Annotated in this window: 11 protein-coding genes and 1 riboswitch; of the genes, 5 read left to right on the top strand and 6 right to left on the bottom strand. The window is 66.0% G+C overall.

Annotation, left to right across the window (positions count from 1 at the left end):
* Position 1 precedes the first annotated feature (1 nt).
* Entirely contained in the window at positions 2-883 is an 882-nt protein-coding gene (locus tag HFK18_RS14005; protein WP_180166736.1) for a hypothetical protein, read from the bottom strand.
* A 149-nt stretch (positions 884-1,032) separates the two neighbouring features.
* Positions 1,033-1,656 carry an outer membrane beta-barrel protein gene (locus tag HFK18_RS14010; protein WP_180166737.1) on the bottom strand — a complete coding sequence of 208 codons (624 nt, stop codon included), beginning with the start codon at positions 1,654-1,656 and terminating at the stop codon, positions 1,033-1,035.
* A 199-nt stretch (positions 1,657-1,855) separates the two neighbouring features.
* Positions 1,856-2,002: riboswitch (FMN riboswitch) on the top strand.
* A 77-nt stretch (positions 2,003-2,079) separates the two neighbouring features.
* Here HFK18_RS14010 and HFK18_RS14015 point away from each other — a divergent pair.
* From HFK18_RS14015 to thiL, 5 genes are all read left to right on the top strand, one after another.
* Positions 2,080-2,706, top strand: coding sequence for a riboflavin synthase (locus HFK18_RS14015; RefSeq protein WP_180166738.1), 627 nt, complete (start codon positions 2,080-2,082; stop codon positions 2,704-2,706).
* On the top strand, positions 2,703-3,803 hold the full coding sequence (ribB, locus tag HFK18_RS14020; protein ID WP_099820321.1) for a 3,4-dihydroxy-2-butanone-4-phosphate synthase: 1,101 nt from the start codon (positions 2,703-2,705) through the stop codon (positions 3,801-3,803). Before HFK18_RS14015 ends, ribB begins: the two co-directional genes overlap by 4 nt.
* Before the next feature lie 107 nt (positions 3,804-3,910).
* Positions 3,911-4,378 (top strand): 6,7-dimethyl-8-ribityllumazine synthase, encoded by a 468-nt coding sequence (ribH, locus tag HFK18_RS14025; protein WP_025876639.1) that lies wholly within the window; start codon positions 3,911-3,913, stop codon positions 4,376-4,378.
* Positions 4,375-4,854 (top strand): transcription antitermination factor NusB, encoded by a 480-nt coding sequence (gene nusB / locus HFK18_RS14030; RefSeq protein ID WP_049469504.1) that lies wholly within the window; start codon positions 4,375-4,377, stop codon positions 4,852-4,854. The genes ribH and nusB overlap by 4 nt, the downstream gene beginning before the upstream one ends.
* A 125-nt stretch (positions 4,855-4,979) precedes the next feature.
* Positions 4,980-5,945: a thiamine-phosphate kinase gene (gene thiL, locus HFK18_RS14035; RefSeq protein ID WP_180166739.1), complete on the top strand. Its 966-nt coding sequence runs from the start codon at positions 4,980-4,982 to the stop codon at positions 5,943-5,945.
* Positions 5,946-5,955: 10 nt separating this feature from the next.
* Here the strand turns inward: thiL and HFK18_RS14040 are convergent, their stop codons facing one another.
* From HFK18_RS14040 to HFK18_RS14055, 4 genes are all read right to left on the bottom strand, one after another.
* Complete coding sequence (locus tag HFK18_RS14040) at positions 5,956-8,949, bottom strand: ATP-binding protein (RefSeq protein ID WP_180166740.1); 2,994 nt, start codon at positions 8,947-8,949, stop codon at positions 5,956-5,958.
* 168 nt (positions 8,950-9,117) lie between these two features.
* Positions 9,118-9,528, bottom strand: coding sequence for a hypothetical protein (locus tag HFK18_RS14045; RefSeq protein ID WP_180166741.1), 411 nt, complete (start codon positions 9,526-9,528; stop codon positions 9,118-9,120).
* A 505-nt stretch (positions 9,529-10,033) separates the two neighbouring features.
* The gene (locus HFK18_RS14050; RefSeq protein ID WP_180166742.1) at positions 10,034-12,442 is read right to left on the bottom strand and encodes an autotransporter outer membrane beta-barrel domain-containing protein; all 2,409 of its coding nucleotides are present in this window, start codon (positions 12,440-12,442) and stop codon (positions 10,034-10,036) included.
* Positions 12,443-12,519: 77 nt separating this feature from the next.
* Positions 12,520-14,892: an autotransporter outer membrane beta-barrel domain-containing protein gene (locus HFK18_RS14055; protein WP_343202964.1), complete on the bottom strand. Its 2,373-nt coding sequence runs from the start codon at positions 14,890-14,892 to the stop codon at positions 12,520-12,522.
* Positions 14,893-15,096 lie beyond the last annotated feature (204 nt).

Consider the following 15,096-nt stretch of genomic DNA (forward strand, 5'->3'; position numbering starts at 1 on the left):
CTCACGCGCACTCGTCGGTCCACATCATCTCGGCCATCGGACGCAGCGACTTGCACTCCTGCGTCATCTCCTCGGCCGACATCACCTGCGTCTTGGCCTTCAGTTCTTCGGCCATCGCATCAACACCGCTGATCTGGTCCGGCGCGATCTTTGCCACGCAGCTGCGGTGTTGCTGCAACAGCAGGTCGCAGGCCGGCACGCCGGTCACCTTCGGTGCCTTGGCCGCTTCAACGTCCTGGATCCATTCTTCGAACGGCGCCAGCGCACCCAGCACCGGGCCCACCAGATCGTCGAAGTTGCTGCTGTACCAGTAGCCCTTGTCCTTGGCGGTGTACAGGGTCAGGGTGCCGGCCACTGCCTTGCGCGGGCCGCTCTGCAGGGCCTCGGTATAGGCCTCGGTGAAGCGGGTGCGGGTGGCCTGCACATCACTGGTCAAGCTGGCAGTGAACAACGGCTGCACGCTGCCCAGGTCGGCCAGCTGGCAGCTGAAATCGACTTTGGCGATCTTCTGGTCATCCACGTACTCGTTGTCTTCCACCGTGCTGCGCGTGGCACGGCACTGCGAGGCCTTCAGCGCCTTGGCGTACATCGCTTCGGCCGCTGCGGGATCGCCCTTCACGCCGGCCACGGCCAGCACCGTCTGCCACGGTTCGGCCAGGGCCAGGGCCATCATGCCCGGCACCGGCGTTACCGAGTCCTGGCCATCGAAGGCCGGCTTCAGTGCGTCGTTGAGCGTGCGCGCGGCAGCGGCATCGTCTTCCAGCAATGCGCGAGCATAGAGGTCGAAGGTCTGTTCCGGCGTCAGCTGCGCCGGTGCGGCCGAAGCGAACAACGGGGCGCACAGCAGTGCAGTGGCCAGCAGGCCGCGGATCGGGGTCTTCATGACGGTGTTCCTGTTCCAGAGGGCGGCAAGCCTAGCGCACTTGCCATGGCATTCGATGGTGCGCGACAGCCAAGCATATTGCGCGCGGCGGCCAACAAAAAACGGGCCCCTTGCGGGGCCCGTTCGATCACACGACGAGGATCGGGCAATCAGAAGCTGGCGCGCACGCCGGCCGAGTACTGGGTGACGTCGCGATAGCCGGAGATCTCACCGACCAGGCCCCAGGTACGGGTGAAGTTGATCTGGCCGCCGAGGGTGCCGACCCAGGTGCCCTTGAACTCGTTGCCGCCGTCCATGTAACCGGCCTTGATCCAGGCTTCGGTCATGCGCGAAGGCTTGCCACGCAGGCCCATGGTGGCACGCACCAGGTTGGTGTGGTCTTTCACGGTGAAGCGGCCGTAGTCCACGTCCTTCACGGTGATCTCCGCCTGCTGGCGGACCCAGGCGATGTCGGCGGTGTAGTCGACGCGGTCGCTGAAGGGCATGTGGTAACCAATGCCCAGCTCCGGCTGGTTCAACTTCAGCTTCATCGAGCCGTAGTCGTAGTCGTACGACTTGCTGCCGTAGTTCCAGCCGCCGAACACGTGCACCTGCTCGGCCAGCGCGATCGAACCGCGCACATAGCCACCATCGACCTTCGGGTCGTTGAATGCTTCGTCGTCGGTCTTGACCTGGGTCCAGCCGCCTTCAACGTAGGTGTAGCTCAGGGCGTCGGCCGAGGCCGAGAACGGGGCGGCGGCCAGCAGGGCGGCCACGATCAGGATCTTGCGCATGGGAATTCCTGTGAATTTCAGTCCATTGGCGGTCCACCTGTGCGGCAGTCCGTGGCGACCTCATGTCGTCCGAGCGCCGATTTTAATGAAAGTTTTACGAAATGCGAGCGACGGCCGTCACAGGCCAGGGCACGCCCCGGGTCATCCGACCCCGTTCAGCCCGGGCTGTTACACTTGGCGGGCCGGTTCGCCGGTACACAAACGTCTTCAGGGCGGGGTGCAATTCCCCACCGGCGGTAGGTGCGCAAGCACGAGCCCGCGAGCGCCCCGGCCTTACCGTCGGGGGTCAGCAGATCCGGTCCAATGCCGGAGCCGACGGTCATAGTCCGGATGAAAGAAGACGGTGCCACAGGGCCTTTGCGGCCCTGCGCCCGCCTGTTTGCCTTGCGGCGTTTTTCGCTCACTTTTCGCGGAGAACGTTACTTGTTTACTGGAATCATCGAAGGCGTCGGCCGTCTGGCCGCTCGCGAATCCATCGGCGGCGATGTCCGCTTCACCTTCAACGTCGGCAACCTGCCGTTCGACAACGTGCAGATGGGCGAGAGCATCGCCATCAACGGCGTCTGCCTCACCGTCATCGCGTTCGACGCCAACAGCTTCCAGGCCGATGCGTCCACCGAGACCCTGGGCCTGACCACGCTGGGCCAGCTGGCCGAAGGTGCAGTCATCAACCTCGAACGTGCCATGCGCCCGACCGACCGCCTTGGCGGCCATCTGGTCAGCGGCCACGTTGATGGCCTCGGCCAGGTGCTGTCCATCCACGAAGATGCCCGTGCCCAGCGTTGGCGTTTCGCCGCGCCGGCCGCGCTGCGCCGCTACATCGCCAAGAAGGGCTCGATCTGCGTGGACGGCGTCAGCCTCACCGTCAACGAAGTGGACGACGAAGGTTTTGAAGTCGCGCTGATCCCGCACACCGTGGCCAATACCGCCTTCTCCGCCACCGGCGTGGGCAGCGCGGTCAATCTTGAAATCGATCTGGTCGCTCGTTATGTCGAGCGGTTGATCAGCGTGCCGACCAACGGTCAGCACCCGCACGGAGATGCCGCATGAACTTCGCCCCGATTCCCGACATCCTGGAAGACATCCGCCTCGGCCGCATGGTCGTCATCGTCGATGACGAAGACCGCGAGAACGAAGGCGACCTGATCATGGCCGCCGAACTGGTCAAGGCCAGCGACATCAACTTCATGGTCACCCACGGCCGTGGCCTGGTGTGCCTGCCGCTGACCCGCACCCGCGCCGCCGACCTCGGCCTGGCGCCGATGGTGCAGGCCAATACCGCGCAGTTCCAGACCAACTTCACCGTCAGCATCGAAGCGGCTGAAGGCGTGACCACCGGCATTTCCGCTCATGACCGCGCCCACACCATCCGCACCGCGGTGAAGCCCAACGCCAAGCCGGCCGACCTGCACCAGCCGGGCCACATCTTCCCGCTGATCGCCCAGCCCGGTGGCGTGCTGACCCGCGCCGGCCACACCGAAGCCGGCGTGGACCTGGCGATGCTGGCCGGGCTGGAACCGGCCGGCGTGCTGGTGGAGATCCTCAACCCCGACGGCAGCATGGCGCGCCGCCCGGAGCTGGAAGTGTTCGCCCGCGAGCACGGCCTGAAGATGGGCTCGATCGCCGATCTGATCGCCTACCGCCTGGCCACCGAAAAGACCGTCGAGCGCGTCGATGAGCGCGAGATCGAGACCGAATTCGGTCCGTTCAAGCTGGTCACCTACCGCGACCGCATCGCCCACGACCTGCATTTCGCTCTGGTCCGTGGCACCCCGGATGCCGACACCCCGACCCTGGTGCGCGTGCAGGTGGAAAACCCGCTGGCCGACCTGCTGCACTGGCGTCGCGACGACTTCGGCGTGGCCGCGACCGATGCGCTGCGTGCCATCGATGCCGAAGGCGCCGGCGTGATGGTGGTGCTGCAGGCCCCGCGCGACGGCGAAGGCCTGCTGGCCCGCCTGCGCCAGCAGCCGGCGCCGGTGGTGCCGGGCAAGGACAAGGACGTGAGCCAGTGGCGCCGCAACGGTGCCGGTGCGCAGATCCTGTCCGACCTGGGCCTGGGCAAGCTGCGCGTGCTGGGCACCCCGCGTCGCCAGATCGGCCTGGCCGGGTACGGCCTGGAAGTGGTGGAGACGGTCACCCCGTAACCCCCTTGGCGTGCCGACCAACGGTCGGCACGCCTCCAGGCCCCCGCCAGCCACGGCCGGGGCCCATCCACGGTAGAATTACCCCTTAATCGAATCCCAAGCCGCATATGAGCCACTACGAAGGCGATCTTCGCACTCCCGAATCGGCGCGCTTCGCCATCCTGGCCAGCCGCTGGAATGCCCGCATCACCGACGTGCTGGTTGCTGGCGCCCGCCAGAGCCTGGCCGGCAACGGCATTGCCGAAGCCAACATCGACGTGATCCGCGTGCCGGGTGCCTGGGAACTGCCGCTGGTCGCCGCGCGCCTGGCCGCCGCCCACGAACACGCCGCCATCCTCACCCTGGGCTGCGTGATCCGCGGTGACACCCGCCACTACGAACACGTGGCCGACCGTTGTGCCGAAGGCCTGATGCGCGTGCAGCTGGACTTCGGCGTGCCGGTGCTGAACGGCGTGCTGGCAGTGGAACGCGTGGAAGATGCCGAGGCCCGCGCAGGCGGCAGCCACGGCAACAAGGGCGAGGAAGTCGCACTCGCCGCATTGGAAATGGTCAACCTTCTGGAGCAGCTGCCATGAACAAGAACACCCAGGGCAAGCCCTCCGGTAAACCCGTCCGCCGCGATGGCATCGATCCGGTGCTGCGCTCGCGCGCGCGCCGTCGTGCCGTGCAGGCCATCTACGCGTGGCAGATCTCCGGTGGCAACGGCCAGTCGCTGATCGCCCAGTTCGCCCACGAGCAGGCCCGCGAAATCGCCGACCTGGCGTACTTCGAAGCGCTGGTGCATGGCGTGCTCGACAACCGTCGCGACATCGACGAAGCCTTCGGCCCGTACCTGGACCGCAGCATCGACGAGGTGGACGCGATCGAACGCGCCGTGCTGCGCTTGGCCGGTTACGAGCTGCGTTACCGCCTGGACGTGCCGTACCGCGTGGTCATCAACGAAGCCATCGAATCGGCCAAGCGCTTCGGTTCCGAACATGGCCACACCTACGTCAACGGCGTGCTGGATCGTGCCGCCGTGGAATGGCGCAAGGTCGAATCGGGTCACTGACCCGGTTTCTGTAGAGCCGAGCCATGCTCGGCTCACCGTGCAGCGCACGGTTGCGTCCGGCAGTGCGGCGCGTGATCGAACTGCAGCCGAGCATGGCTCGGCTCTACAAGAAAGCAGAACGCCCCATGTCCCTGGCCGAATTCACCCTCATCGACCGCATCCGCGCCCGCACCGTCGAGCGCGACGACATCGTGCTCGGCATCGGCGATGATGCTGCACTGCTGCAGCCGCGCCCGAACGAACAGCTGGTGGTCACGGCCGACACGCTCAACAGCGGCGTGCATTTCCCGGCCGAAACCCCAGCGTTCGACATCGGCTGGAAGACGCTGGCCGTCAACCTGTCCGACCTCGCCGCGATGGGCGCGCGCCCGGCGTGGTGCACGCTGGCACTGTCACTGCCCGAGGCCAGCGAAGACTGGATCGAGGCCTTCGCCGATGGTTTCTTCGCACTGGCCGACCAGCACGACATCGCGCTGATTGGTGGTGATACCACGCGTGGCCCGTTGTCGCTGTCGGTCACCGCAATGGGCCAGGTCTCACGTGGCCAGGCGCTGCGTCGTGATCGCGCACAGATTGGCGATGACATCTGGGTCAGCGGCACCCTCGGTGATGCTGCCGGAGCGCTGCGGCTGTGGCAGCAGGGTGCATTGAACGTGACCGCCGCCACGCTGCTGGCCGACTACGAAACCCTGCGTCTGCGCCTGCTACGTCCCACCCCGCGCGTCACCCTGGGCCTGCGCCTGCGTGCATTCGCGCATGCCGCCGTGGATATCTCCGATGGGTTGCTGGCCGACCTTGGCCACATCGCGGCACGCAGCGGTGTGCGCGCCGAAGTCGATGCCGATGCGTTGCCGATGTCAGCGGCGCTGCGCGAACTGCTGGGCCGCGATGCTGCCCGTGAGTGCGCGCTGCACGGCGGCGACGATTACGAACTGTGCTTCACCGCCGCCGCCGACCAGCGCGACGCGCTGCACTTCGTTGCCGAATCGCTGGATCTGCCGATCACCCGCATCGGCCGCATCATGGAAGGGCAGGGCGTGCATACCGAAGGCCACGACGGCCCGAGCGGGTACGAGCACTTCGCCGGCTGAGCGCACCACGTCATGCCCGCTGCCGCGCGGCAACCTGGCGTTCGATGCTCGCCGCAATCAACGCGACAGCCTCAATGACTGTCGCCTTTGACGCCGCATCTGTCACACCCGTGCTGCGCAGGGCCTGCTCGGCCTGTTGGCAGCTGCGCGCCGCCTGGGTCTCTCCCAGGAATGCCAGCGCGCCGGCAAAGCTGTGCAGTAGATCGATCATGGCCGGTGCATCGGCGCTGTCCAGCGCCTGGATCAGCGCCGTGTAATCACGATGCGCTGTCTGCAGGAACGCCTCGCGCATCTGCCGCTGAACCGACTCGCTCACTAGCGGGGGTAACGTTGGCCGGATCGTGCGATCGAGATCGAATCCGTGCAGCGCGGCCTCCAGCGACGGCAGGTCGAGCGGCTTCAGCAGCAGCGTGGACATGCCTGCTTCGCGTACGCGTCGCGCATCCTCGGGCATCGCATTGGCGGTGAGCGCCACGATAGGAATGGAAGGGTTGTCAGCACGCAGTTTCCGGGCCAGCCCGTATCCGTCCAGGCCCGGCATGTTCAGATCGGTCAGCACGATATCGAACCGGCCTTCGCGCCAGCGCTGCCACGCCTCATCGCCGTCGGCTGCGAGGGTGACCTGCCAGCCGAGTGCGTGCAGCTGCCCCAGCGTCACGTCACGGCTGATCACGCTGTCATCCACCAGCAATGCGTGGCGGCGCGAGGGATGCATGCGCTCGACAGGCGCCGGCTGTGGCGGCGCGTCTGCCACGGTCGTGGCCCGGTGTGCCGGAATGTCCAGGTGGAAAACGCTGCCGGTGCCCGGCGTGCTGCGTACGCCGATGGTCCCGCCCAGCAGTTCGGTGAAGCGTTGGCACAAGGCCAACCCCAGGCCGCTGCCGCCGTGCTGCCGTTCCGAGCCGGCACCAACCTGCACGAACGGCTTGAACAGGTTGGCCTGCGCCTCGGCATCGATGCCCGGGCCCGTATCGCGGACCTCCACGTGCAGCCATTCCGTGCCATCAGGCCGCACCGAGGCATCAACGCTGACCGCCACCATTCCCGATGCCGTGAACTTCACCGCATTGCCAACCAGGTTGTTGATCACCTGCGCCAAGCGGCCTGCGTCGGCCACGTAGGCCGGCCCCAGCGCATCGCCCGTGTGCAGCTCCAGGCGCAGGCCCTTCGCGCTGGCCTGTGGTTCGAACAGCGTCGCAGTCTGCTGCAGCAAAGCACGTGGATCGAATGGCGCCGGCTCCAGCGTCATCAGCCCGGCTTCGATGCGGGAAAGGTCCAGGGTGTCGTTCACCAGCCCCTGCAGCACATCGGCCGCGCTGCGCGCGCGCGTGACATGTGTGTGCGACGTCGCCGGCATGGTCTGGTGCGCAAGCAGTTCAAGATGGCCCAGCACGCCGCTCAAGGGGGTGCGTATTTCGTGGCTGATCATCGCCACGAAGGCGGTCTTGGCCTGGTCCGCAGCCTCGGCATCGTGCTGGGCCTGTTCGGCATGCCGGCGTGCATCCAGCAGGCGCTGCTGGGTTTCCTTCTGTGCGGTCACATCGGTTACCGCGCAGACCCAGATCGCCCGCCGCTGGTAGCGCGAGGCGGCCACGATGGACTGCAGGTAGCGCGGGGAGCCTTGCTCATCCGAGGAGGGCGCCTCGAACAGCTGCCCGTGTACCTGGCCGTCAACGCGTTGCACCAGGCGGCCGACCAGCACTTCCATCAGGTTGCCGGCGGTGTCGCCGATCAACTGCTCCAGTGCCTGGTTATGCAGGATCACCTGCCCGCGCTGCTGGTCGAGGAGGCACAGGCCCACCGGCGAGGTTTCGATCAGCGTGCGGCTCAGCGCTTCGCTTTCATGCACCCGTGCGGCTTCCTCCAGCGCCGGCCGCAGCACACGCCGGTCCACCAGCAGCAACAGCGTCCACAGCGCGGCCAGCAACGCTGCCAGGGCCAGCCCACCGCCGAGCAGATAGATCCGCTGCGCCGCCCAGATGTCGCTCCAGCGGTAGAGCCGCAGCAGCGTCCAGTCGATGCCATGCAATGGCGTGGATACCACGAAGGTACGGCCGTCAGGCAGTGCCAGCATCGTAGGCCGGGGCGATGGCACGGCGTGCAGCGCAGGCCCGGAAATCGCAGCGTCCACCGCGCTGCGCAGAACATCGTTCTGCTGGCGGTCCAGCACCACCCAGGTGCCCGGGCTGGCTTCCTCCAGCCGCTCGCGCAGGCCTTGAAGAGATTCAAACGTCAGCCGGTTGATGAAGGGGGTGCCGTTGCTGCGCAGGCGCATCTGGGTGACCAGCGCATCCTCGCCGGTGAAAGGATTGCGGCCGAAGTAGGCGCGCAGCCGGCCGCTATCCAGTTGAAGCTCGGAGTCCGCACCCGCCGACTGCCAGCCCGCATCGGCGGTCTGGGCCAGTGCGGCCAACGCCTGTTCACGGGTCTGCACCTTCATGAGCTGCAGCAGCTGCGCCTCATCATGGAGTCCAGCAATCGCAAACAGGCGGCCTTCCGGTTCGAAGGCGAAGGAGATCAAGGAGGTGGGCGAATCCTGCGCCGCCACGGTTGCGGCCATGTACGCCGAATAGGTCTGCACCATGCCCAGGTACGCCGCCTCCACCTGGGGCGGAAGACGGCCGTCGCGCGGGGACAGCGCCAGCCAGGGGACGGACAGGGCGCCTGGCGCCATGACGCCTGCGGCGCCCTCCTGTGCCGAAAAGCGCTCACTGATAGACATGCCTCCGGCCACCAGCGCGGGCTGCTGGGTGGCCCACAACGTGGCGTTGGTGTTCAAGCTGGCCACGTAGGCCCGCCTGCGCTCGCCGATGTAGCGATCCACCGTCTGCTGGCCGCGTCGTAGTGCTTCGCGCTCGTTGAGGTGCACCGTTTCCAGGCGCAGCCACAGCGCCGCGCAGCCGGCAGCCAGCAGCAGCACGGTCAGGATGGCGCCGCCGCCGAACAGCAGCCGGCGCTGCAATCGTTGCAGGGTGGCAAGCACGGAGCCCGAGGGTGACGCCATGGTGCGAACCTGCGACGTGCGGGTGTGGACTACAGCCTGCCGCGCGGGCCTCTCTCAATGCAAGTCGTTGGCAGTGCGCAAGCCCGGGAGGAGAACGTCGCCGGGGCAGTCATCCTGCTGCATTTCCTGTAGAGCCGAGTCCATGCTCGGCTCCGCAACGGCGCGGGTCTACGCCGCCCGCAACTGCACATCCACATACTCGGCCAGCCCACGGCAGGCCAGCAGCAATCCCTCGCGCACGTCATCGCCCACCTGCTGCCCCTCATCGCCATCCACGCGCACACGCTCGATGGCGTGCAGCAGTTCCAGCAGCAGTGTCAGCCCGGCATTGGCGCGGTCGATGCGTGCCATCGCGATGCCATGCCCCTGATTGCGGGTTTTCCAGGGCCAAGGTCGCCCGTCGGCGGCTTCCACGTGGCGAATGCGCTGCAGGCAGCCGAGCAGGGTGATACCTTCGTCGGCGTGGGCGCCCATCGTGCTGCCCAGGGTGGTTTCCAATGCCTTTGCCAGGTCGTCCGGCAGGCGTTCGACGGCATCGCCCAGGGTGGCGAAGAGGTAGGGATAGAGCGAAGAAGTCATGGCGGCGTCCTTGAGTGCGAAGCAAGGGGCCGCCCTCGCGCTGAGCGAAGGCGGCAGACGGTGCGTGGTTGCAATACCGGTGATTAGCGTCGCCAAATGCCGGCGGGCACGAGGCCCCCACGCACCGCCCGCCAAAGACGCGCGGACAGAATGCCTGCCGACGTCACCCAACAAGGAAAGGACGACGCCGGCAGGCAAGCGTAAACGACACTAATCAAACGGGATTGCAAGCCCGTGCCACCCGTTGTCGGTGGCGCGCCATGATGTGCATGCAAGTGCTGCTATACCAATCAGAAAAGTTTCAATTTCGAAATCGTTGTGGATTTACGGCGCATGCAATGCGTGAGACCAGGTGCGCATCGGCGTGGCAGTTGCGACATTTTCCGTAGAGCCGAGCCCATGCTCGGCTCACCGCGCTCTGATCGAAAAGCAGCCGAGCATGGCTCGGCGCTACAGAAAGCAGAATACGGCGCCGGAACCGTCCGGCGCCGTGCGTGGTTCTGCATCACCACGTGTAAGCGACACTCAGATTGGCAGTCGCCTCGCGGTAACCATGGTCACCGCGCATCACACCGAATCCACCCCATGCGCTCAGGCCCGAACGGAATTCCAACCGAGCGCCCGCGCTCAGTTCATAACGGTTGCGCGGAATGCCGGCCTTCAGCACTTCATCATCGAAGGCGATGCCGTTGCTGGCACCATCGCGGTACCAGTTTGCCGCCAGATACGGGCTGACCGAGGCGCCCGCTGCCGAGTGGCCTTCGCCCTGCAGGCGCAGGCCTATGCGCCCAGACAAGCCGCTGTCGCCCTGCGAGCGCACTACCGTGCCGTTGGTCTCGGTGTGCACATCGATGTTGGCATCGGTATAGACCAGCTGCAGTTCCGGCTGCAGGCTCAGCGCGGTGCTGCCGATCGCACCGATGCCGATGCGATAACCGGCCTCCAGCGACGACTGCCACAGATCCGAGTCGTAACGCTCTTCGGACAGGCCCTCGCCCTGCACGCGGTTGCGGAACTGGCCACGCTGTACGCTGGCATCCACATACACCGCATCGCTGTTCCAGTTGCCGTACACGCCCAGCGCGCCGCCTTCCACCTTGCCGCGTGCGCTGTAACCGGTCAGCTGCGAACGCGAAGTGGCACTGGACTGCGCGACGGTCCCCATCACGCCCACACGGCCGCGGCCGTTGTCGAACACGCCGACGTCCGCACCCAACTGCAGGCGCGAGCGGTCCACGCGCAGGTCCAGCTGCTCTTCCACTGCCGACAGCTTGCTCTGCGTGCCATCCACGCGCGCCCAGCCGCGCACGCCATCGTTGGCCGTGCCGCCTTGACGGTCACGCCAGCCATGACGCAGCAGCTGGTGCATGGCGAACTGGTTGGCCAGGTAGGCGCCCGCTTCCGGGCGTAGCACCGGGGTGGGTGGTTCGATCGGGTCAATCGGGTCCACCGGATCGACGATCGGCTTGCACTGCGGCAGGGTCGGGTCGGCCAGGCACGGGTCCGGCGTGGTCGCCAGTTCCGAGCGCAGGTACCAACCGCCGTTGGTCGCATCCTTGAACAGGAAGTACTCGTACTGGCCGCCGACTGCGCGGCCCTGCAGATCGAACTGCGCATTGGACGCACCGCCGACGCGGATCAGCTCGATGCCCTTGTCGGTCTTCGCACCGGCGCCGCCGGCGTTGAGTACGCGCACGTTGGCCTGGCCGTTGGCATCACCGGCGATGACGAGCTTGTCGGTAGCCGAGCTGTCGCCACCCAGTACGGTGTTGAAGCCCAGCGTGCCGCCGTTGCCGGTGAAGGTATCCACGCTGAGGGTATTGAAGCTGCTGCCATCACCCAGCGCTACGGTACCGGTGCTGTCCAGGGTGAGATGGCCGACGTTGCTGTCGCCGGTCATCAGCCAGGTGCTGTCAGTCCCGATGTCTGCCGAAGTGACGTTGATGAAACGGCCATCGATCTGGGCATTGTTGCGCAGGAACACGTCCAAGGTGCCTCGCCCTGCGCTGTTGCTGTCGCGATCGATGTTTCCAGACAGGCGTGCGTTGTCCACGGTGAAGCCGATGTTGCCCACGACAGCGGCGAGCGGAACAAATGACGCTACTCGCAGCAGGTTGCCGTCGCCTCCATGAAGCTGTGATCCATTTGAAACGTGGATGTCGAAGTTTGGGTTGCCAAGAAGCGCCGCGATCCGGATGGCAGCACCGGTTCTTCCAATCACAGTGGAATCATCGATGGCCAGGCTGCTCTGCACTGCACTTCCACCGCTGTACAGCAGCGCGCCGATATCGGCGGCATCAATGTAGGAGCCGTTGCGGATGAAGAGCTGCCCCTGCGCTTGTCGGGTTCCTATGCCGGTGTACCCCGGCTGCTGGAACTCTACCTGCTCGACCTGGACATGGGTCGAATCAAGGACTACTCGAGCATCCGAGGTGGTGCCGGGAAGGTCATCCAGATCCACGCCGATGGACGACCAGTTCCACGGGTCCAGGCCTGCTTGCTGGGTGACGTCTATCCGGCTGCCTACCAGCTCGGCCGAAGCCGTGCCGCTGACCTGCAGCCCATTGCCCAGAATCGAGGTCTGATGGGCGACGAGCGAAGACGTATCTTCCAGCAGGATGGCGTAGTCCAGCCAGAAAGACGAATCACGTACAGTCGCGCCCGAGAGCCGGATGGAAGAGCCGCCGGACGCCTGGATGTTCAAGGCTTCCGCGTCGGTGACCTGGAGCTGCGAGCCCAGTCGCAGTTGCCAGGCTTCTGCAGGCTGTCCTGGGACGACCTGCTCGGATTCACCCACAAGTTCGCGCGAGGTCGCGCTGCCCGCCACGCTGGTCAGGGCCAGGACCAGGCAACCAGCCAAGCGTGCCGGCTGCGCCGGGTGCGGATGCCGTGCGCGGGGAGATAGGTTCTTCATTTGATCAGCTCTGAAGGAAGAAGCAGCCAGCGTTGGCCGGCCTCCTTGGCAAAGGAGGCCGGCCAGTTGCCTGTGGATTACCACCTGTAGGCAACACTCACGTTCGCAGTCGCTTCGCGGTAACCGTGATCACCGCGCATCACACCGAAGCCACCCCAGGCACTCAGGCGCGAACGGAAGTCGACGCGCGCACCGGCGTTCAGCTCGTAGCGGTTGCGCGGCACGTTCGCCTTCAGCGCGTCATCGTCAAAGGCCATGCCGTTGCTGGCGCCATCGCGGTGCCAGTTGGCCACCACGTAGGGGCTGACCGAGGCACCGGCGGCACTGTGGCCTTCACCCTGCAGGCGCAGGCCCGCACGCCCAGAGAGACCGCTGTCGCCCAGGCTGCGCACCACGGTGCCGTTGGCCTCCCTATGGCGATCGATGTTGGCATCGGTGTAGACCAGCTGCAGTTCTGGCTGCAGGCTCAGCGCGGTGCTGCCGATCGCACCAATGCCGATGCGATAACCGGCTTCCAGCGACGACTGCCACAGATCCGAGTCATAACGCTCTTCGGACAGGCCCTCGCCCTGCACGCGGTTGCGGAACTGGCCGCGCTGCACGCTGGCGTCCACATACAGCGCATCGGAATTCCAGTTGCCGTACACACCGAGTGCACCACCTTCCACCTTGCCGCGAGCGCTGTAGCCGGTCAGCTGCGAACGCGAAGTGGCGCTGGACTGCGCAACGGTACCCATCACGCCCACACGGCCGCGGCCGTTGTCGAACACGCCGACGTCCGCACCCAACTGCAGGCGCGAGCGGTCCACGCGCAGGTCCAGCTGGTCTTCCACAGCCGACAGCTTGCTCTGCGTGCCGTCCACGCGGGCCCAGCCACGCACGCCATCAACGGCGGAGGTGCTGCCGCCCTGTCGGTCGCGCCAGCCATGACGCAGCAGCTGGTCCATGGCGAACTGGTTGGCCAGGTAGGCACCCGCTTCTGGACGCAGCACCGGGATCGGGGTGATCGGATCGATCGGGTCGATCGGATCGACGATCGGCTTGCACTGCGGCAGGGTCGGGTCAGCCAGGCACGGGTCCGGCGTAGTCGCCAGTTCCGAACGCAGGTACCAGCCGCCGTTGGTCGCATCCTTGAACAGGAAGTACTCGTACTGGCCGCCGACCGCGCGACCCTGCAGGTCGAACTGCGCGTTGGAGGCACCGCCCACGCGGATCAGCTCGATGCCCTTGTCGGTCTTCGCACCGGCGCCGCCGGCGTTGAGCACGCGTACGTTGGCCTGGCCGTTGGCATCACCAGCGATGACCAGCCTGTCGGTGGCTGAGCTGTCGTCACCCAGCGTGGTGTTGAACGCCAACGTGCCGCCGTTGCCGGTGAAGGTATCCACGCTGAGCGTGTTGAAGCGGCTGCCATCGCCCAGCGCTACGGTGCCGGTGCTGCCCAGGGTGAGATGGCCGACATTGCTGTCGCCGGTCATCAGCCAGGCGCTGTCGGTGTCGATGGCGGCAGAGGTGACGTTGATGAAGCGGCCGTCGATCTGGGCGTTGTTGCGCAGGATTACGTCCAAGCTGCCGTTGGTGACAGACGTCGGGTCGAAGGTGACGTTGCCGATCAGGCGGGAATCATCCGCCGCGAAGTGCACGTCGGTGCGGGCACCGGATACGTTGCCTTCGCGACCCACCAGCAGCAGATTGCCATCGCCGCCGGTCAAATGAGCATCGTTGGCCACGGTGATGTCATAGGTGTTGTCAAACATCGGCATCACCTGGATCGCCGCGCCCCGGCCGGACTGGAGGGTAGAGTCGTTGACGTTCAGCCGCAGCAGTCCGTCGCCGTTGCGCTCACCCCACAGCATGGCGCCCACGTTGGCGGCCACTATCTGGGAGCGATTGACGATGTCCATCTGGCCCACCAACAGACGCACCCCGAGCCCGCTGAGGTGTGGCCGAGCGGGCGCGGCGACATCGTCCACGTGGATGGAGGTATTGTCGACCAAGGCATAAGGGGTGTCTGTCATATTGGGGGCGAGCCCCTGGGACAGACCGATACCCACCGATGCTTGAGCGCCCGCAGCCAGCTCTGCGGCCGTCACGCGAATGACGCTGTTCTTGAGGGTAAGCGAGGTACTGCCGCCTCTCAGCTCCACTTCACCGTTGATCCTGGACGCATTGGCGTTGAGCGAGGATTGTTCCCACAACTGGATGGCGGCGGTCTGGTTGCCAGTGCGGGTTACCTGCGCATTGTCCAGAAGGACCTGCGAGGTGTCGTCTGCCTGGATTTGTTCGGTCTGGCCGCTGTTGACGCTCAGGCGGGAACCATTGATCAATCGCCAGGCCTCGCTCGCATCCCCTGCGACGACTTCGGCCGTCTGACCATCAAGATCGCCCGCCATCACAGTGGCTGCGGGCAGGGTTGCCAGCGCGACCAGCAGGCTGCGGAGGAGCGGGCGCACGGTGGGCCTGCAGGTTGAACGGGTATGGGGGGCGATCTGCATGGATGCATCCTTGTGTCAGGGAGGGAGACACGCGCCACCACATCGGGCCAAGCGTATTCAGGTCAGGAGCCGTATAGCCTCCGTTGCCGTGAAAATCCCGTGAGGATAGGGGCTTAAAGCGATAGCGCATGTCTCTGTTGGCCGCAGTGTCACGGCCAACGC

Source organism: Stenotrophomonas sp. SbOxS2 (genome assembly GCF_013416715.1).
Taxonomy (GTDB): Bacteria; Pseudomonadota; Gammaproteobacteria; order Xanthomonadales; family Xanthomonadaceae; genus Stenotrophomonas; species Stenotrophomonas lactitubi.